Below are 17997 nucleotides of genomic sequence, written 5' to 3' on the forward strand. Positions count from 1 at the left end.
GGTCGGGGGGAGCCCACGGCCGCGTCCTGACGCCGGGGCGACGGCTCAGCGCCGCTCCCGTCGGGCGTGGGCGTCGTGGATGTGCCGGCCCAGCAGCGGGCCCCCGAACACCACGAAGCCGACCCCGATGAGCCAGGACTGCACGACCAGGACGGTGCCCATGGCGCCGTAGGTCACCGCGTTGTTCACGATGAGCGGCGAGAACACCTGGTAGGAGAACCAGCGCAGGCCCACGAGACCCAGCATGGTGGCCACCGCCCCGGGCAGCAGCGCGTGCCAGTCGACGCGGCTTCCGAGCAGGAAGTGCTGGCCCCACCAGAAGAAGAGGATGCCGAAGAACACGGTCAGGGTGATGCGGACGGCGGACTCGACCGTTCCGTCGCCCAGGAGGGTGCCGCTCTGCACCTCGGCGAACAGGTAGGCCGTCAGACCCGCCAGCCACACGGCCCGGCGCCACACGGAGTGCCACCGCCCCGCGGGCAGGTCCCAGACCCTCTCGTAGCCCGTCTGCACGCTCGAGGCGAACGTGAGCCCGAACAGCGCGAGGGCGAGCACGCTGAAGACACCGGTCGCGCTGAGGACGTTGCGCGGCGCGGCGAACAGGTTCCGGACGACGACGGCGGGATGTCCCGACAGGCTCATCCCGTCGATGACCCACGAGGCGAAGCCGCGATGCTGGAAGGGGGAGGCGGCGGCGATCACGATCAGCACCGGGGCGAGCGTGACCAGGGCCAGGGCGGCCAGGCCCATGGAGCGGTGCAGCAGCTCCATCTCGGTGCCGTGCTGCCACAGCCGTCCCGCGGCCGATCCGTGCCAGCGGGCACGCAGCCGGTGGTGGGCGGGGCGTTCGTCCTGGGGCGGGCCTGAGGAACCCGTCATGGGTCCCTCGGTTCCCGGCCCGTGAGCCGGCGAAACCCGGACGCGATCATTCGGCGTACGTGAGTGATCACATGAGTGATCGAAAGAGTCGCGAGAGGCGGCGTTTCGGGGCTGCGGTGATCAGTCTCGGAACATCCCGGATCTCCGTCGGGCGCCGTGCATAAGGTCCGGGTCACCGGCCGGACGGAGAACGCCCGTGCCGTGCAGGGAACCGGAGCAGGAGGAGACGCGACTGTGGCGAATGTGGAAGTTTCCCTCAAGGAGACGATGACCTCGATCGACGGCGCGCTGGGGGCCGCCCTGGTCGACTACACCAGTGGCATGGCGCTCGGCACCCTGGGGGGAGGCAAGGATCTCGACCTGACGATCGCCGCGGCGGGCAACACCGATGTGATCCGGGCCAAGGCCCGCACCATGGAGCACCTCGGCCTCGACGGGCAGGTCGAGGACATGCTCATCACGCTCAGCGACCAGTACCACATCATCCGGCCCCTCAGGAGCCGCAGCGGCAACGGCCTCTTCCTCTACCTCGCCCTGGACAGGGCGAAGTCCAACCTGGCCATGGCCCGCCACCAGCTCAAGCGGATCGAGGCCGAGCTGGAGGTGTAGCAGGCGGCTCACTCACGCCTCCGCACGCCCACAAGTTGAAGAACTCTTCATCTGGGGATCTGGGCACCTGGAGATCTGGCCACATCCATCTCCGGCCAATCCCCTTGGGCGTGCGGGGTGGGAGCCGCGAGGATCGGTCCGCAACACCGGACGCGGCGACGCGCAGGGGCCGCCGCGCCCCCGAACAGCCCGTCGAACGCGGCAGGGAGCGAGCGATACACGATGCAGGTCCCCCTCTACCAGGCCAAGGCCGAGTTCTTCCGCATGCTCGGGCATCCGGTGCGCATCCGGGTGCTCGAACTCCTGCAGAACGGCCCCGTCCCCGTGCGCGACCTGCTCTGCGACATCGAGATCGAACCCTCCAGCCTCTCCCAGCAGCTCGCCGTGCTGCGTCGTTCCGGGATCGTCGTGTCCATCCGGGAGGGGGCCACCGTCAGTTACGCGCTCGCCGGCGGCGATGTCGCGGAACTCCTGCGCGCCGCCCGCAGGATCCTGACCGAACTGCTCGCCGGGCAGACCGAGCTGCTCGCCGAGCTGCGCCAGGCCGACCGGAAACCGGCCCTCGTCCCTCAGGACGCGGGCCGGACCTCCTGACCGCGGCGGGCGGCGTGGACCCGCGCGGCCGGTGGCGCGCGGTGCTCAGGACGCGTGGTCGAACGCCGGGAGATAGCCGTGGGTCTGCCCGACGGCCGTGGGGTGGTAGGACTCCACGTACGCGAGGAGGCTGACGCTGCGGATCCAGGGGCTGCCGGAGCAGATCTCGTGCCCGGTGAAGGCCGGCCTGACGTCGGCGAAGGTGAACCCGTGGTCGGCGACGCGCTTGGCGATCACCGTGTTGAGGCGGTTCACGGAGGTGTTGACGGCACCCCGCGCGGTGTCGGACAGGCCCCCCGCGCAGCTTCCCCTGAGCTTGTACAGATGGGGGTAGCCGAGGACGACGACATGGGCGGCCGGCGCCTTCCTCCTGATGGCCGAGTAGAGCCGGTCCAGGTCGCCGGGGAGCGTGGTTTCCATGTAGGTGCGGGCCTCGGCCGTCGCGGTCACACAGGCCTTGGTGCCGCGCAGCACACAGGTCGTCATGACCTCCCCGAAGCCCGCGTCGCTGCCTCCCACCGTGATGCTGACGAGTCCGGTACGGGGACCGAGCGCGCCGAGCTGGCCGCTCAGCACATCGGTGGTGCGCGCGCCGTTGCACGCCGGGAAACTGAACGGTGAGGACTTGTGGGCGGCGGCCCACAGGGCGGGGAAGGACCGGGTGCTGCGCAGGCAGGTGTGGCTGGAGCCGATGTAGTCGCCCGCTCCGACCCCGGCGGAGTAGGAGTCGCCCAGGGCCACGTAGCCCCGGGCGGCCCGCTGGTGGGGGACCGCGGTCGCCGCGGCGGAGGAGGCGAGGGCGAGGGCGGGGGCGAGGAGGAGCGAGGACGCGCGTACCGCGAATCTGGACGGACTCATACCCCTCGCATAGCACGCGTGGATCGCGCGGACCGAGCGGCCGACCGCCGCCCGACGGCATGTGTCGGCTCGCGCGGACACCCGCGGACACTCCCAACCCGCTTGTGGGGGAGTGCACTTCGGAGGTCGCGGCGGCCGTGAGCGCGCTCGGGGCAGGGCGGGGGACATCACCCGTACGGCGGTCACCGCGATGGACGGGTGGGCGCATCCCGGATAGCCTCCACGGCACCTATTCAATTAATTGACTTGGAGGGGTTCCGATGGGCGCGTTCCGCGAGGCCGTCGAGGCCGGCGACCACGACGCGATCGAGCAGATGCTGTCCGACGACGTCGTCTTCACCAGCCCGGTGGCCTTCAAGCCGTACTCCGGCAAGCCGATCACCGCCGCCATCCTGCGCGGCGTCACGCGGGTCTTCGAGGACTTCCGCTACGAGCGCGAGATCGTCGGGGCGGACGGCCGGGACCAGGCGCTGGTGTTCCGGGCCACGGTCGGCGGCCGGGAGGTGAACGGCTGCGACTTCCTGCACTTCGACGAGAACGGCAGGATCGACGACTTCACGGTGATGGTTCGGCCGCTGTCCGGCGCGCAGGCGCTGGCCGAGGCCATGGGCGCGCAGTTCGAGCGGATCGCACGCGAGGCGTCCGGGTGACGGCGGTTCCCAAACCGCCTTCCGGTCCCGTTCACCCACGCAGGTGAGCGGGACCACTCCTTCGGTCCGGTCCGGCGGGCCGCGCGCGGGGCGCCGCTCAAGGCTCACTGCAGAAGTGTTCCCTCGGAAGGAGGACCTCGATGAGCGCCACCCGACGCTCCCGCTCCCTTCGCGCGTGTCTGCGCGGGCCCCTGTCCGGCGCGACGGCCCTGCTCACCACGGCCGCGCTCGCCGCCGCCGTCCCGGCCCTCGCGGCACCGGCCGATGCCGCGGCGGCCCCCAAGGCGCCCTGCGGCGACCCGCAGGTGAAGCTCGAACCGGCGGCCCAGGCGTTCCTCGACAAGCTCGCCGCGGCGGACGGGCCGCCGATCCAGACCCTGACGCCCGCCGCCGCCCGCCAGTCCCTCCTCGACCTCCAGGCGGCCTACCCGGTCCCCAAGCTCCCGGCCGACATCACGACGCGCACCATATCCGCCGGCTCGGGCGGCAAGGTCTCGATACGCGTCGTGCGGCCGCACGGAGTGCGCGGCAAGCTGCCCGTGGTGATGTACTTCCACGGCGGCGGCTGGGTGCTGGGCGACGCCTCGACCCACGACCGGCTGGTACGGCAGATCGCCAACGGAGCGAGGGCCGCGGTGGTGTTCGTCGACTACACCCGCTCGCCCGAGGCGAAGTACCCGGTGGCCGACGAGCAGGCGTACGCGGCGACCCGGTGGGTCGCCCAGCACGGCGACGAGATCGACGTCGACGGATCGCGGATGGCCGTGGCCGGTGACAGCGTCGGCGGCAACATGGTGGCCGCCGTCACCATGATGGCCAAGCAGCGCGGCGGCCCCAAGCTGGCCCAGCAGGTGCTGTTCTACCCGGTCACCGACGCCTCCTTCGACACCGCCACCTATCGGCGCTTCGCCACCGGGTGCTGGCTCACCGCCGCGGGCATGAAGTGGTTCTGGAACCAGTACGCGCCCGACACCGCCGTGCGCAACCAGCCCATGGCCTCCCCGCTGCGCGCCACCAAGGACCAGTTGAAGGGCCTGCCCAAGGCGCTGCTGATCACCGACAGCGACGTGCTGAACGACGAGGGCCACGCCTACGCCGACAAGCTCCGCGCAGCCGGTGTGCCCCTCACCTACGTCAACTACCCGGGTGTCGTGCACGACTTCGTGATGCTCAACGGGCTCGCCGGCACCCACGCGGCCAAGGACGCGGTCGCCAAGGCCAACGCGGCCCTGCGCCAGGCGCTGCACAGCTGAGCCGCCGCCCCCTCGCCCCTCGGCGGGCGGGCCCCGACGGGCTCGTCCGCCGAGGCAGGGCGCTAGGGTGTCGATCCATCAGCGGATCACACGCCCGGGACCCGGGCGGACGGAGGGCGACGGTGGGCGACCACGGGGGCGTGGACGGCGGGTGCCTGGCATGCGATCTCCTCAGCGGCGAGGCCGAGTTGCCCGGTGGGCCGCTGCTGCGCCACGGAGGCTGGGCCGTCGAGCACTGCGTGGGACCGTTCGGCACGGGCACCGTCGTGGTCAAACCGGTCAGGCATGTGGAGCACGTGGCGGAGTTGACCGCGGCGGAGGCCGCGGAACTCGGGCCGCTGCTGAGGCGGGTGAGCGCGGCCGTCACCTCCGTCATGGACCCGGACCAGGTCTACGTGTGCCTGTGGTCGCACGCGGGCGGGGTGCCCGGCCATGTCCACTTCGTCGTCCAGCCCGCCGTCCGCGAGGACATGAGCCGCTACGACGCCTTCGGCCCCGGGCTGCAGAGGGCCATGGCCGAGGACGGCCGCTTCCCGGACCCGGCGCGGATCGAGGAGGTCTGCGACCGGCTCCGCCTCGCCCTGCGCTGAGTCGCGCCACGAACGCCCGCCGCCCGCCCAGGCCCTATAGGGCCTACGCCGAGGCCACCGCCGACCGTGCCGTGCGCTCCACCAGGGAGATGCCGTCCCGCATCGAGGCGTTCCCGTTCGAGAGGACGGCGACCAGGTACCGGTGCCCGTGCGCCGTGACCTCGCCGATGCTGTTGATGTCCCACAGCTGGGTCGCGCTGCGCTGCAGCCAGCCGTTCTTGAGCGCCCAGCCGGAGTCGCCGGCCGCCGAGACGCCCCAGGACTGCTCGGTGGCGATCCGGCTCATCAGCGTCTTGAGGCGGCCGCGCGAACTCTCGTTCAGCGCCGTGGAGCCGCCCTTCGACGCCCCGTCGTCGAACACCGCGAGCAGCAGCCGTATCTGGTCGCTCGCCGTCGTCCGGGTCAGCCCCCACAGCCGGCCCGCGCCGCCCTCGGTCGACGTCAGCCCCAGCCGCTGGTTCGCCGCCTCGAGGCCCGGCGCCTCGCCGATCCGCTGCCACAGGGTGGTCGCCGACGCGTTGTCGCTGTGCTCGATCATCTTCTCGGCCAGGGCCTGCTCCTCGGCGGTCAGGTCCCGCCCCGCGTCCTGCGCCTGGAGCAGCACGCTCGCGAGGATGTCGACCTTGATGATGCTGGCGGTGTCGTACGGGGTGTCGTCACCGAACACCGCGGGCCGGCGCCCGGCGCCGTCCAGGTCGAGCACCGCGGCCGTGACCTGCGCGGGGGCGGCCGTGGCCGGGGCCGGTGCCGGCGTCGCGGCCCGGGCCGGGGTGGGGTGCAGCGCGCCGGCGGTGAACAGGGCCGTCACCGATGTCGCGAGGACCGCCGCGCAGGCGAGTGCGCGCCTGGCGCGGCCTCGGGCCGCCGTCGTGGGCCGGGACAGGGTCGGGAGTCTGCTGTGCATGGGGTGCTCGCCTCGGCAGTTCATGTCGAAAGGGACACGGAACTGTGAAAGTAGACAAAACACCAGCCGACCGAGGTGGGCGCCGTCACACCTGAGGTATGAGTGACGTCACACGGGCGGCCTGAAGCACGCGTGGACGATCTTCCCGTCGAGGCACGGCCGGGCCTGCCACTCGTCGGCCAGGGCGTCGACCAGCAGCATGCCCCGCCCGCCGAGCCGCTGCGTGCTCGGCGCCCGCTGCGTGGGCAGATCGCTGGAGTTGTCGTGGACGGCGACATGCAGGCAGGCGGTGTCCCAGGTGAGCACCAGTTGGGCGGGGCTGTGCGCGTGGACGTGCGCGTTGGTCACCAGTTCCGACACGGTCAGCAGGACCGCGTCCACGGTCCCGGGCGCGTGCCGGGCCCACTCCAGGGACTCGACGTGCAGGCGAGCCCAGTCACGGGCCGCCTTCACCCCGGTGTCCAGCGGCAGAGACCTAGCCCACCCAACCGCCCTCATGGACGACCCACTCATCGCGTCCCTCCCTCCTGTGTGGCTGCACTCCCGCGTCTACCCGCCGCACCGGCGCCCACGCCCGCGGGACGTCACGGTGCCAGGGACGGGACCCCGAGCGGCCGGGCCAGCCCGGACACCGCCTCGTCCAGCCGCTGGAGGTGCCGCAGCACCCGGTCCGTGACCCGGTCGTACCGGGGCGCGGCCAGGGTGCCCGGCTCCAGCATCGCCACGATGCTGGAGCCCGCCGCCCCCACCGCCGCGATGCTGCGCGGATCCTTGACCCGCGCGCCGATCGCCTCGATGGTGCCGGTGATCCGCCGCCCCGCCGCCCGCAGACGCGGATCGGCCGCGATCGAGGGATGCTCCGGCAGCAGTTCGGCGGTGGCCGCGAGCGCCCGCGCGTGGTACGCGCAGGTCTCCAGCATCGCGACGACATAGCGCGCGGTGTCCCGGCGGCCCCGCATCGGTGTGATCGGATGGGTCAGCGGCCGCACGGAGGAGCGCAGATCGGCGAGCGCCTGGTCCAGATCGCGGGCCTTGTCGAGCAGGTCCCTCGCCGGGCCGCCGCTGAGCTGGTCGACCGCGGCGTCGGTGACCTCGGCGAGCCGGTCCAGCACCGTGGCGAGGAGTTCGTTGGTGCGCCGGTCGGTGTCGACCGGCAGGATCAGCGCCGCGGCGACGATGCCGCAGACCGCGCCCAGCGCCGTCTCCTCGATCCGCAGGACGAGCACGGCGGCGCTGTAGGTGTTGAGCAGGGTGTAGAGCAGGCCCAGCATCGCGGTGACGAAGAACGACATCAGCGTGTAGGACAGCGGCGCGGTGTAGAACATCGCGAAGATGAACAGCAGCACCAGGGCGAAGGCGGTCCAGGTGTGGTGTCCGATCAGCCCGGCCAGCGCGATGCCGGCGACCACGCCGAGGACGGTGCCGAGCAGCCGCCGGTACCCCTTGACGAGGATCTCCCCGGTGGACGCGGTGTTGAGGAACACGATCCAGCAGGTCAGCACCGCCCAGTACCACCGGTGGCTGGACAGCAGCTCCCCGCCGACGATGGCGAGGGCCGAGCCCACGGCCACCTGGACGGCCGCGCGTGTGCTGGGCCGCCGCAGCCCGGTGGGCTGCGCCTCGTCCTCCGCCTCCTCCTCGCCCCCGAGGGCGGCGTCCTCCGCGTCCAGCTCCTCACGGGAGCGGGCGGTGGCCGGGGTGTCGTCGGACTCGTCCTGGGACCCGCCCAGCGCCATGCGCAGTCCCAGGACCGCCCGTGACGCCTCGCCGATCCCCCTGAAGACGTCCTGGACGGAGGGCGGGGCGGGCGGCAGGTGCTCCTCCTCCCGGTAGCCGAGGAGTCGGTTGCGCACCCGGGACAGCGCGGCTCCCTCGCCCTGCGCGACCGGCCGCAGCACCAGAAGCCGCAGGGCTTCCAGCTCCCGGCGCAGCAGGGCGGTCGTCTCGTCCTGCCGGGACAGCGGGCCGCCGGAGGGCAGGGGCGCACCGGGCAGATGCATGGTGAGCGTGTCGGCACGCTGCGCGCCGCTCGCGGTGAGCAGGAGCAGCCCGAGCCGCTCGGCGGTGATCTCGGCGTCGGCGATACGCCGCTGGACGAGCCGGGCCGTGGTCCGGTCGGCGGTCCCCTGCTCCAGCCGCCCCTGGATCATGATGGCCGTCTCGTGGAGGGCGGCGGTGCGGCGGCGTGTCTCCGCCAGGGCCTTTCCCCGGTCGTCGGGGTCGGCGTCGAGCAGCGTGATCTGCGCCGCGATCAGCTGGGCGAGGCGGGCCCGGAAGGCGCGGCGCAGCCGGACCAGGATGCCCGAGGGGGTGACGGGGAGGAGGGCGAAGCGCACCAGGGCGCCGCACGCGAAGGCGACGGTGATCACACCGCACAGCCGCGGCAGGGTGGCGACGGTGACGCCGACGAACAGGGACAGGAAGTAGACCTGGAACCCGATCTGCCCGAGCCCCGTGCCCCGGTCGCCGAAGCGGCGGCCGTAGACCGCGCAGAAGATGAGCAGGACGAAGAAGAGGTCCCCGGAGACCACGCGGGAGTGCAGCAGCGCGCCCAGCGACACCGAGGCCAGCGCGACGGGCAGGCCCAGGGCGAGCGTGACCGCCTGCGGGGAGCGCTCCTTCTCCTGGATGGCGAACGTCGCGACCATCGCCGACATGGCTCCGGCCACCAGATCCGTCACGCCGACCCGCATCAGGGCCAGCGCGGCCAGGGTGAGCGCGATGGAGAACACGGTCCGCAGACCGGCCGTCAGCCGCAGCAGCCCCGGGTCCGACGCCGCGACGCGGTCCCGCAACGCCACCCGCACCGACACCACCCTGACTCCGCCCCACGATCACCCGGTTCTCCCAGGATCCCCTCCCCACCCTCCCGCCGCACTACACCCACCGGTTCGGGTCCGCCGCGCCCCGGGGCGGGGCGAGGCGGACCGGGGCGCGGTCCACGGCTCGATCGCGGGTCACGGGTCGATCGTGGATCACGCGTCTTCGAGCAACCCGTCCACCGCCCGCAGCGCCTGAGCCCGATCCGCGGGAATCACCCCGATCCGGGTCCGGCGGTCGAGCAGGTCCCCCGCGTCGAGCGCCCCCTCGTGCCGCACGGCCCACAGCAACTCGGCCCGGGTCACCGGGTACCCCTCGAGCACGGGCTCGGCCAGCCGCGGGTCCCGCAGGGCCAGCGCGTGCACGCCCGGCGCCTCGGTGCCGTAGCGGCTCACGAGCCGCTCCGGGGCGCCCAGCGCGGCCAGCGCCTGCGGTGCCGCCGCGCCGACCAGCGGAAGCGAGGCGGTGGGGGAGGGGCGCTCGGTCAGCCGGTGCGCGGTGATCGCCGCGTCGACCGCGTCCTCGGCCATCCGCCGGTAGGTGGTGAGCTTGCCGCCGACCACGGTGATCACGCCCTCCGACGAGGTGAGCACCGCGTGCTTGCGCGAGATGTCCGCGGTGCCGCCCGACGCGCCCGGCGCACCCTCCCGCGTGGTGTCCAGCAGCGGCCGCAGCCCGGCGAACGCGCCCACCACGTCCTCGCGGCGGACCGGGACCTTCAGGGCCGAGCCGAGGACGTCGAGCAGGAAGCCGATGTCGGTCTCGGGCACGTCGGGGACGTCCGGGATGTCGCCGTCCACGGGCTCGTCGGTGAGCCCGACGTAGACCCGGCCGTCCCCCTGGGGCAGGACGAGCACGAAGCGGTTGGTCTCACCGGGGATCGGCACGTGCAGACCGGCGCGCAGGGAGCCGAGCTGTTGCGCGCGCAGCACCAGATGGGTGCCGCGCGAGGGCCGGATGCGGACGCCGTCGACCAGGCCGCCCGCCCACACCCCGGAGGCGTTGATCACCGCGCGGGCCCGGATCTCGCCCTCCTGGCCGGTCAGCTCGTCACGGATCCGCGCGCCCGACCGGGTCAGTTCGAGCGCCCGGACGCGGGTGAGGACCCGGGCGTCGTGCGCGGCGGCCGTACGCGCGACGGCGCTGACCAGGCGGGCGTCGTCGGTGACGCGGCCGTCCCAGGACAGCAGCCCGCCGCGCAGCCCGTCGGCGCGCAGCGCCGGGGCGAAGCGGCGGGTGGTGGCGGCCGAGATCCTGCGCGGCGCGGGCAGCGTCGACCGTGCCGTGCGGGCCGCGAGGCGCAGCGCGTCGCCGGCGCGGAACCCGGCCCAGGCCAGCGTGGCCTGACCGCGGGTGACCAGGGGGGTCAGCGGCAGGACGAACGGCTGGGCGCGCACCAGGTGGGGGGCGGTGCGCTCCATCAGGACGCCGCGCTCCAGCGCGCTCTCATGGGCCACGTCGAGCTGCGCGGAGGCCAGGTAGCGCAGTCCGCCGTGGATGAGCTTGGAGCTCCAGCGGGAGGTGCCGAAGGCCAGGTCGTGGGCGTCCACGGCGACGACGGACAGTCCGCGCGCGGCGGCGTCGAGCGCGACACCGGCACCGGTCGCGCCGAGGCCGACGACCAGGACGTCGACGGTCCTGCCGTCGGTGGCCTCGGCCAGTTCGCGCCGGCGACGGGCGGCGTTCAGGGACGAGCCGGGTGCCGGCTCGCCCGTGGCGGCGGGGGTGCTGCTGGGGCTCATGGCGTCAGGGTCCTCTCCAGGATGGTCCGCAGTTCCGCGTAGAAGGCCTCGGCGCCGAGCTCGGTGTCGTCCTCGTCCGTCATCGTGCGCAGCGAGAGGGTGAAGGACTGGGCGATCAGCAGCAGGGACCGGGCCTGCCGCCGGGTATGGCCCGCGCGTACGGATCCGTCCGCGTGGCCGGCCTCGACGGCGTCGGTGATCAGCTCCAGCAGGGCGTCCTGGCTGGCTCCCCGCCGGTCCAGGACGTAGGGGAGGAGCAGTTCGGGGTCGACGTCGAGGATCTTGCGGAACAGCGGGTGGCCGCGGAAGGCGCGCACGCCCTCGACGAGGCCGTCCACCATCAGCGTCCGCGCGTCCGCCGGACGCCCGGGCACACGCATCGCGCGCGCGGCCGTGTCGATCCACTCCCGGGTCATCAGGTCGCCGACCAGGGTGCGTACGTCCGGCCAGCGCCGGTAGAGCGTCATACGGGAGACGCCGGCTCGGCGGGCCACGTCGGTCAGCGTGGTGCGCCGCACGCCGACGGCGAGCACGCAGTCGCGGACCGCGTCGAGCACCGGGTCGTTGTCCGAGGCGTCCGAGGTGTTGTGACGAATAGGCGTCATGTGTAACAGTGTAACGCCCCTGCGGTGACGCGGGGGAGACGGCACGGATTCGGAACGACCGGTGAGGACAAGCGCCATGGACATGCTGTGGAGTGGCTGGGGAGACCCGACGAGGGCTACGCCGTTGCCCGACACGGTGATCGGGCTGCTGCGCGACATGCTCGGGGTCAAGCCGCGCAGCGCCGAGCCGGTCACGCTGGAGGAGATCCCCGTACCCGACTCGCCGTTGGCGCCCGCCGTGCGCGAGGCGCTGCGGGGCGCGGTCGGCTCGGCGGAGCACGTGCGGACGGACGCCGAGTCCCGCGTCCGGCACACCCGCGGCAAGTCCACCCCGGACCTGCTGCGCATCCGTGAGGGGGATGTCACCGACACCCCCGCGGCCGTCGTCCTTCCGGGGAGCCACGACGAGGTGGCGGCCGTGCTCGGCGTCTGCGCCGAGCACGGAGTGGCCGTGGTCCCCTTCGGCGGCGGCACCTCCGTCGTCGGCGGCCTGGCTCCCGCGTCGCGCGGCGCCTTCGTCGCGCTGGACCTGCGCCGCATGGACGGCCTGCTCGACCTCGACCCGGTCTCCCGCACGGCGACGCTGCAGCCCGGACTGCGGGCCCCGCACGCGGAGGCGCTGCTGGCCGAACAGGGCTTCACCCTCGGCCACTTCCCCCAGTCCTACGAGTGGGCCACCATCGGCGGCTTCGCCGCGGCACGTTCCAGCGGGCAGGCGTCGGCCGGGTACGGCCGCTTCGACGAGATGGTGCTCGGCCTCACCCTCGCCACCCCCTCCGGCACCCTGGAGGTCGGCCGCGCGCCGCGCTCGGCCGCCGGACCCGACCTGCGCCAGCTCGTCCTCGGTTCCGAGGGCGCGTTCGGTGTCATCACCTCCGTGACCGTACGGATCCGGCCCGTCCCCGAGACGCGGATCTACGAGGGCTGGCGCTTCGACTCCTTCGAGGCGGGCTCCGCCGCCCTGCGGCGCCTCGCCCAGGACGGGCCGCGCCCCACCGTGCTGCGGCTGTCCGACGAGACCGAGACGCTGATCGGCCTCGCCCGGCCCGACGCCATCGGCTCCTCGGACCCGCAGGGCGCCGGATGCCAGGCCATCGTCGGCTACGAGGGCACGCCGCAGGACACCGCGCACCGCCGCGAGAGCGCCGCCGCCGTCCTGCGCGCCTGCGGAGGCACCTTCGCGGGCAGCGAGCCCGGCGAACACTGGGCGGCGGGCCGCTACTCGGCGCCGTACCTGCGCGACTCGCTGCTCGACGCGGGCGCGTTCGCCGAGACCCTGGAGACCGCCGCGTTCTGGTCGCGCCTGCCCGAGCTGTACGCCTCCGTGCGCCAGGCGCTCACCGGCACGCTCACCGAGGCCGGCACGCCCCCGCTGGTGATGTGCCACATCTCCCACGTCTACGAGAACGGCGCCTCGCTGTACTTCACGGTGGTCTCCGCCCAGGGCGAGGACCCCGTCGCGCACTGGGAGCCCGCCAAGCACGCCGCCAACGAGGCGATCCTGGCCGCGGGCGGCACGATCAGCCACCACCACGGCGTGGGCACGGACCACGGCGACTGGTACGTCCGGGAGGCCGGACCGCTCGGCGTCGAGGCCCTGAAGGCCGTCAAGCGGAGCCTGGACCCCGCCGGGCTGGTCAACCCCGGTGTCCTGCTGCCGGTCGACTGATATACCGAACCGGCAGCGTCCCCACCCCGTCCGTCCACGACCCGCCAGGCGCCCTCGGAGGCACACCGATGCGACAGTTCACCGCCATCGTCAACCCAACCGCGGGCGCTTCCACCTCGGTCGCGGCGCTGCTCCAGGTGGGGCGGCTGCTGAGGGAGGCGGGCGCCGAGCTGGAGACCGAGTACAGCCGCAGTCTGGCCCACGCCCAGGAACTGGCGCGTGAGGCCGGCGGGCGCGGGCGGGTGGTGCTCGCCGTCGGCGGGGACGGCATCGTCGGCGGCATCGGAGGCGCCCTCAGCGGCTCCGACGCGCTCTTCGGCATCGTGCCCGCCGGCCGGGGCAACGACTTCGCCCGTGCGCTCGGCCTGCCCACGGACCCGGCCGCGCTGGCGAAGACCCTGCTCCACGGCGAGCCCAGCCGCGTCGACACCATCGAGGTGGAGTCGGCCCACGGCCGCACGGTCGCCCTCGGCAGCGTCTACGCCGGAGTGGACGCGCTGGCCAACCGGCACGCGAACGAGGCGAGGGTGCTGAAGGGGGCCGCCTCCTACTACATGGGCGGCCTGCGCGCGGTGACCACCTGGCGCCCGGCCGCCTACAAGGTCACCGTCGACGGTGAGGAACTCGACCACCGCGGCTACACGGTGGTCGCGGCGAACTCCGCCTACTACGGATCAGGACGCATCATCGCCCCCGACGCCCGGCTCGACGACGGGCTGCTCCAGCTGGTGATGATCAGCGAGGCTCCGCGCCGCCTCTTCTTCACGCTCATGAACGAGCTCAAGACTGGCGCGCACGTGAACCGGCCCGAGGTGCGGATCGCCCAGGGCCGCCAGATCCGTATCGAGGCGGACCGGGAGGTGCCCTTCGGCACCGACGGGGAGGTCGACGCCGTCCTCCCCGTCACCGCCAGGGTCCTGCCCGCAGCGCTCGCCGTGCTCCGCTGAGCACGGCGTCAGCCCCACCCGCCCGACGGGGGACGGGCGGGCGGGGCGCCCCGGTCCCCGGTGGCGCTCACGCCGAGGAGGCGCTCCGCCGCTCCCCGGGGACGGGAGTCCCGATCTCCTTCAGATACGCCAGCGCCTGACTCAGCGGTGCCGGTCCGGTGTCCGGGTTGCCGGCGGCGCGGCGGGCGCGGCGCGTGCGCAGGATGGCGCGGACCGCCGACAGCGCGGCGCAGGCGATCACCGCGGCCTTCAGGTCGCCGTCCGGGGTCTCCGGGGGCATGCGCCGCGCCACGAGCGCCGTCAGACGGTCCTCGAAGTCGGTGAACGACTGCACGAGGAGGGCGGCGACCAGGTTCTCCATGCCCTCGAAGGGATGGGAGAGCGCCGTGAGGGTCGAGGCGGCGAAGGGCTTGGCGGCGGTGAGCAGCGCGTTGCACACCGCGTCCAGCGGGGCTTCGTCGGCGGGGCGCTCCGCCAGCGCCCGCTCCACGTAGTCGAACAGTTCGAGGCTGTCGGGGAGCAGGAGCGCCTCCTTGCTCTCGAAGTACCGGAAGAACGTCCGGACCGAGACGTTCGCGTAGGCGGCGATGTCGGCGACCGTGGTGCCGTGGAAGCCGCGCTCCCTGAACAGGCGCGCCCCTCCCTCGCGCAGCAGGCGCCGGGTCTCTTCCTTCTTCCGTTCGCGCAGTCCTGGCTCGGCGGTCTCACTCGGCATACGGGAAAGCCTCCGCCATCGCCGGGCCGAGTGTCAATTGACATGGGTGCCATCTCGGCCGCCTGGCGGACACGCGCGTGCTGGTGGCGAACCCCGCGGTCTCCCGCACGGCCCTCCCTCACCAAGATCGGAAGTGTCCGACATGCCAATTGGCAGTCGTGCCAGATTGCCCTACAGTTCCTGTCAGTCGTGACACTTTTCTCTGGAGGTCGTGGTGGCGCCCCGTCCCCGGCAGCAGTCCCCCGTATTGCCCGAACCCGAGGTCGAGGCCGAGGCCGCCGAGCGGCGGCCGCCCTCGCCCGACCCGCAGGCGCGAGGCGCCCTGGCCCGCCTCGGCGCGTTCTGCGCCCGCCGCCCCGCCCTGGTCATCGGCGCCTGGCTGCTCCTGCTGGCGGCCGCCCTCGTCGGCAGGCACGTCGCCGCACCGGTCTTCAGTGACGAGATCACCCTCTCGGGCACCCCGTCGAAGACCGGGGCCGACCTGCTCGCGGCATCGGAGCCCCGCGCCGGGGAGCCCAACGGCAAGGTGGTCCTCCACGCCGGTTCCGGGGCCGTGGCCGCCCACGGCCCGGCCGTCGACCGGACGCTGGCGAAGCTGCGCGAGCTGCCGCACGTCACGGCGGTCTCCGCCATGGTGACGAGCTCCGAGGGGCGGACGGCCTACACGACCGTCACCTTCGACGTGCCCACCAAGAGCCTGGGGCACGACTACACCGACCGACTCGACACCGCCACCGGCCCCGCCCGGGCCGACGGCCTCCAGGTGGCCTACGGCGGCGACCTGAGCGAGGTCGTGCGCGCCCCCGCGAACGACCGGCTCAGCGAACTGGTCGGCCTGGGCACCGCGCTCCTGATCCTGCTCGTCGGCTTCGGCAGTGTGCTCGCCGCCCTGCTGCCCCTGTTCACCGCGCTGATCAGCGTGGGGACCGGGATCGGAGTGGTCGGCGTCGTCGCGGCGACCGTGGGCTTCGCCACTGCCGCCCCCACCCTCGCCAGCATGATCGGCCTGGGCGTGGGCATCGACTACGCGCTCTTCCTCACCACCCGCTTCCGGCAGGACCTGATGGAGGGCCGCGACCCGGTCGACGCCGCCGCCCGGACGGCCCACACCAGCGGACGGGCCGTCCTGGTGGCCGCCCTGACCGTCGCGGTCGCCATGCTCAGCCTGTACGCGTGCGGGCTGACCTTCATCGGCAAGCTCGGCCTCGCCGGCACCATCGCCGTGGTGATCACCGGAGCCGCCGCGCTCACCCTCGTGCCCGCGGCCCTCGGGCTGGTCGGCCGCCGTATCGACCGCTGGGGGGTGCGCCGCCCCGTCGCCGAGAGCACGGGCGAGAACGACGCCTGGTACCGGTACGCGAAGGTCGTCTCCCGCCGCCCCTGGCTGTTCCTCGGCATCGGCACCGTCGTCCTCGCGGTCTGCGCGCTGCCGCTGCTGTCGATGCGGCTCGGCCATGTCGACTCCGGCGCGGACAAGCCGGGCACCTCCGCCCGCCTGGCCTACGACTGGATCGCGGACGGCGACGGCCCCGGCTTCGGACCGGGTGCCAACGGACCCGTCGTCGCCGTCGTGGACCTGCGCCACGCCCACGCGTCGCCCTCGCGGATCTCCACCGACATCGCCCAGGCGCTGCACGACACCCACGGGGTCGCCCGGTTCGGTCCCGTCACGCCGAGCGCCGACGGAAAGGTCCTGGTCACCACCATCACCCCCACCACCGGCCCGCAGGACGCCGCGACCGGCACCCTGCTCGCCGACCTCAAGGACACCGCTCTGCCGGACGCCCTCAAGGACACCGGCGCCCAGGCCTATCTCACCGGGACCACCGCGGGCCAGGCCGACTTCCACGATGTGGTCAGCCGGCGCCTGCCCGTGGTCATCGGCGTGGTCCTGGTCCTGGCGTTCCTGCTGCTGACGGCCGTCTTCCGCAGTGTCGTCATCCCGCTCAAGGCCGTGGTGCTCAACCTGTTCACGACCGCCGCCTCGTACGGCATCCTCGTCGCCGTGTTCCAGTGGGGCTGGGGCGACCGGCTGCTCGACCTGTCCGAACCGGTGCCGATCGAGTCCTACGTGCCGATGATGCTGTTCGCCATCGTCTTCGGCCTGTCCATGGACTACGAGATCTTCCTGCTGTCCCGCATCGCCGAGGCCTGGCGCCGCACCGGAGACAACCGGCGCTCCGTCAGCGAGGGCCTGTCCGCGACGGCACGCGTCATCTCCAGCGCCGCGTTCATCATGACGGCCGTGTTCCTGGCGTTCACCGTCTCACCCACGGTGGTCGTGAAGATGCTCGCCCTCGGTCTCGCGATCAGCGTGGTCCTCGACGCCACCCTCGTGCGCCTCGTCCTGGTCCCGTCGGCCATGTTCCTGCTGGGCAGGGCGAACTGGTGGATGCCCCGCCGGCTCGACAGGATCCTGCCGCGCATGCACGCCTGAGGGCGACGGGCCGGACCCGTCACCTTGCCGGACGATCCCCCGGGCCCGCTCAGCCGCTGAGCCGGACGGTGGCGGTCACGCGCTTGCCGCTCGGCGTGGCCGTGGTCCGCAGGTCCTCGCTCAGCGCGGTGACCAGGTGCAGCCCGTGCCCGCCGATCCGCCCCGGGTCCGGAGCCCGCGAGCGGGGCGGCCGCGGGGAGCTGTCCCAGACGGTGATCAGCAGGGACTCGGGGGTCAGCTCCAGCCGCAGCCCACTGGGGCCCGGGGCGTGCACCAGCGCGTTGGTGACCAGTTCGCTGACGACGAGCTGGGCGTTCTGGGTCGGGCGCCGGTCCGGTGTGTGGCCCGCCTGCGCCAGGACTGCCGTCACGGCGCCCCTGGCGTCCGAGGCGCGCACGGCGCCGGTGCCCCAGTCGGCGCTGTAACGCAGGGAGCCGAGCAGCTGCGTCCGTCGCCCGGCTCCCGGATTCCTCAGCGGTATGGCCATGGTCTGTACCCTTTGCGTGGTCGTGGTTCCTCGGTGTTTCCGTGATGATCCGGGGTTGTGCTGCTTTGCATTCGCTTACCCGTCGTCGCGGTGGTCATGTCGGCCCGCCGCCGAGGGTGACGTACGCCAATCGCCGTACACGACGACGCCCGATCCGGTACGCGGTGTGTGCGCCCGGCGACCGCGGGTACCGGCAGCTCACGGTGACGGACTCACGGCGGGCGAACTGGGAGGCACG

At 73.2% G+C, this 17997-nt stretch carries 17 protein-coding genes; 8 read left to right on the forward strand and 9 right to left on the reverse strand.

The features are described 5' to 3' along the window. Positions 1–45: 45 nt before the first annotated feature. The gene (locus tag AB0C59_RS19545; protein WP_363006143.1) at positions 46–879 is read right to left on the reverse strand and encodes a ribonuclease BN; all 834 of its coding nucleotides are present in this window, start codon (positions 877–879) and stop codon (positions 46–48) included. A 234-nt stretch (positions 880–1113) separates the two neighbouring features. Between AB0C59_RS19545 and AB0C59_RS19550 the strand changes: the two genes are divergently transcribed. Together AB0C59_RS19550 and AB0C59_RS19555 are read left to right on the forward strand one after the other, a co-directional pair. Then, entirely contained in the window at positions 1114–1488 is a 375-nt protein-coding gene (locus tag AB0C59_RS19550) for a hypothetical protein (RefSeq protein ID WP_363006145.1), read from the forward strand. Positions 1489–1710: 222 nt separating this feature from the next. Then, the gene (locus AB0C59_RS19555) at positions 1711–2082 is read left to right on the forward strand and encodes a metalloregulator ArsR/SmtB family transcription factor (protein WP_363006147.1); all 372 of its coding nucleotides are present in this window, start codon (positions 1711–1713) and stop codon (positions 2080–2082) included. Positions 2083–2127: 45 nt separating this feature from the next. On the opposite strand, the gene AB0C59_RS19560 is transcribed toward AB0C59_RS19555, so the two are convergent. Beyond that, positions 2128–2940 (reverse strand): SGNH/GDSL hydrolase family protein, encoded by an 813-nt coding sequence (locus AB0C59_RS19560; protein WP_363006149.1) that lies wholly within the window; start codon positions 2938–2940, stop codon positions 2128–2130. A 260-nt stretch (positions 2941–3200) separates the two neighbouring features. Between AB0C59_RS19560 and AB0C59_RS19565 the strand changes: the two genes are divergently transcribed. The 3 genes from AB0C59_RS19565 to AB0C59_RS19575 all read left to right on the forward strand — a co-directional run bounded on the left by AB0C59_RS19565 (position 3201) and on the right by AB0C59_RS19575 (position 5433). Then, positions 3201–3590 carry a nuclear transport factor 2 family protein gene (locus AB0C59_RS19565; protein ID WP_363006151.1) on the forward strand — a complete coding sequence of 130 codons (390 nt, stop codon included), beginning with the start codon at positions 3201–3203 and terminating at the stop codon, positions 3588–3590. A 140-nt stretch (positions 3591–3730) separates the two neighbouring features. Next, positions 3731–4843 carry an alpha/beta hydrolase gene (locus AB0C59_RS19570; RefSeq protein WP_363006153.1) on the forward strand — a complete coding sequence of 371 codons (1113 nt, stop codon included), beginning with the start codon at positions 3731–3733 and terminating at the stop codon, positions 4841–4843. A gap of 122 nt (positions 4844–4965) precedes the next feature. Next, the gene (locus tag AB0C59_RS19575) at positions 4966–5433 is read left to right on the forward strand and encodes a hypothetical protein (RefSeq protein WP_363006155.1); all 468 of its coding nucleotides are present in this window, start codon (positions 4966–4968) and stop codon (positions 5431–5433) included. 43 nt (positions 5434–5476) lie between these two features. Here AB0C59_RS19575 and AB0C59_RS19580 read toward each other — a convergent pair whose 3' ends face one another. The 5 genes from AB0C59_RS19580 to AB0C59_RS19600 form a co-directional block, all read right to left on the reverse strand. Beyond that, positions 5477–6337 (reverse strand): serine hydrolase, encoded by an 861-nt coding sequence (locus AB0C59_RS19580; protein WP_363006157.1) that lies wholly within the window; start codon positions 6335–6337, stop codon positions 5477–5479. 108 nt (positions 6338–6445) lie between these two features. Beyond that, positions 6446–6850, reverse strand: a complete 405-nt coding sequence (locus AB0C59_RS19585) for an ATP-binding protein (RefSeq protein WP_363006159.1) — start codon at positions 6848–6850, stop codon at positions 6446–6448. 71 nt (positions 6851–6921) lie between these two features. Continuing rightward, the gene (locus AB0C59_RS19590; protein WP_363006374.1) at positions 6922–9144 is read right to left on the reverse strand and encodes an FUSC family protein; all 2223 of its coding nucleotides are present in this window, start codon (positions 9142–9144) and stop codon (positions 6922–6924) included. Between the two features lie 168 nt (positions 9145–9312). Next, entirely contained in the window at positions 9313–10899 is a 1587-nt protein-coding gene (locus tag AB0C59_RS19595; protein ID WP_363006161.1) for a glycerol-3-phosphate dehydrogenase/oxidase, read from the reverse strand. Then, positions 10896–11504 (reverse strand): TetR/AcrR family transcriptional regulator, encoded by a 609-nt coding sequence (locus tag AB0C59_RS19600; protein WP_363006163.1) that lies wholly within the window; start codon positions 11502–11504, stop codon positions 10896–10898. Before AB0C59_RS19600 ends, AB0C59_RS19595 begins: the two co-directional genes overlap by 4 nt. Before the next feature lie 76 nt (positions 11505–11580). Between AB0C59_RS19600 and AB0C59_RS19605 the strand changes: the two genes are divergently transcribed. Continuing rightward, positions 11581–13173 (forward strand): FAD-binding oxidoreductase, encoded by a 1593-nt coding sequence (locus AB0C59_RS19605; protein ID WP_363006165.1) that lies wholly within the window; start codon positions 11581–11583, stop codon positions 13171–13173. A 68-nt stretch (positions 13174–13241) separates the two neighbouring features. Further along, a complete protein-coding gene (locus AB0C59_RS19610; protein WP_363006167.1) occupies positions 13242–14120 on the forward strand; it encodes a YegS/Rv2252/BmrU family lipid kinase in 879 nt (292 codons plus the stop codon). 67 nt (positions 14121–14187) lie between these two features. On the opposite strand, the gene AB0C59_RS19615 is transcribed toward AB0C59_RS19610, so the two are convergent. Further along, positions 14188–14835, reverse strand: a complete 648-nt coding sequence (locus tag AB0C59_RS19615; RefSeq protein ID WP_363006169.1) for a TetR family transcriptional regulator — start codon at positions 14833–14835, stop codon at positions 14188–14190. A gap of 214 nt (positions 14836–15049) precedes the next feature. Between AB0C59_RS19615 and AB0C59_RS19620 the strand changes: the two genes are divergently transcribed. Next, positions 15050–17272, forward strand: a complete 2223-nt coding sequence (locus AB0C59_RS19620; protein WP_363006171.1) for an MMPL family transporter — start codon at positions 15050–15052, stop codon at positions 17270–17272. A 49-nt stretch (positions 17273–17321) separates the two neighbouring features. Here AB0C59_RS19620 and AB0C59_RS19625 read toward each other — a convergent pair whose 3' ends face one another. After that, on the reverse strand, positions 17322–17759 hold the full coding sequence (locus AB0C59_RS19625) for an ATP-binding protein (protein ID WP_363006173.1): 438 nt from the start codon (positions 17757–17759) through the stop codon (positions 17322–17324). Positions 17760–17997: the final 238 nt, after the last annotated feature.

This window comes from Streptomyces sp. NPDC048664 (assembly GCF_040650555.1).
GTDB lineage: Bacteria > Actinomycetota > Actinomycetes > Streptomycetales > Streptomycetaceae > Streptomyces.

Bases quoted from the DNA above. Each gene is read 5' to 3' on its own strand.
- AB0C59_RS19555 (WP_363006147.1), top strand. From the start codon at position 1,711: ATGCAGGTCCCCCTCTACCAGGCCAAGGCCGAGTTCTTCCGCATGCTC.
- AB0C59_RS19625 (WP_363006173.1), bottom strand. From the start codon at position 17,759: ATGGCCATACCGCTGAGGAATCCGGGAGCCGGGCGACGGACGCAGCTG.
- AB0C59_RS19565 (WP_363006151.1), top strand. From the start codon at position 3,201: ATGGGCGCGTTCCGCGAGGCCGTCGAGGCCGGCGACCACGACGCGATC.
- AB0C59_RS19610 (WP_363006167.1), top strand. From the start codon at position 13,242: ATGCGACAGTTCACCGCCATCGTCAACCCAACCGCGGGCGCTTCCACC.
- AB0C59_RS19615 (WP_363006169.1), bottom strand. From the start codon at position 14,835: ATGCCGAGTGAGACCGCCGAGCCAGGACTGCGCGAACGGAAGAAGGAA.
- AB0C59_RS19605 (WP_363006165.1), top strand. From the start codon at position 11,581: ATGGACATGCTGTGGAGTGGCTGGGGAGACCCGACGAGGGCTACGCCG.
- AB0C59_RS19600 (WP_363006163.1), bottom strand. From the start codon at position 11,504: ATGACGCCTATTCGTCACAACACCTCGGACGCCTCGGACAACGACCCG.
- AB0C59_RS19580 (WP_363006157.1), bottom strand. From the start codon at position 6,337: ATGCACAGCAGACTCCCGACCCTGTCCCGGCCCACGACGGCGGCCCGA.
- AB0C59_RS19570 (WP_363006153.1), top strand. From the start codon at position 3,731: ATGAGCGCCACCCGACGCTCCCGCTCCCTTCGCGCGTGTCTGCGCGGG.
- AB0C59_RS19545 (WP_363006143.1), bottom strand. From the start codon at position 879: ATGACGGGTTCCTCAGGCCCGCCCCAGGACGAACGCCCCGCCCACCAC.
- AB0C59_RS19585 (WP_363006159.1), bottom strand. From the start codon at position 6,850: ATGAGTGGGTCGTCCATGAGGGCGGTTGGGTGGGCTAGGTCTCTGCCG.
- AB0C59_RS19595 (WP_363006161.1), bottom strand. From the start codon at position 10,899: ATGAGCCCCAGCAGCACCCCCGCCGCCACGGGCGAGCCGGCACCCGGC.
- AB0C59_RS19560 (WP_363006149.1), bottom strand. From the start codon at position 2,940: ATGAGTCCGTCCAGATTCGCGGTACGCGCGTCCTCGCTCCTCCTCGCC.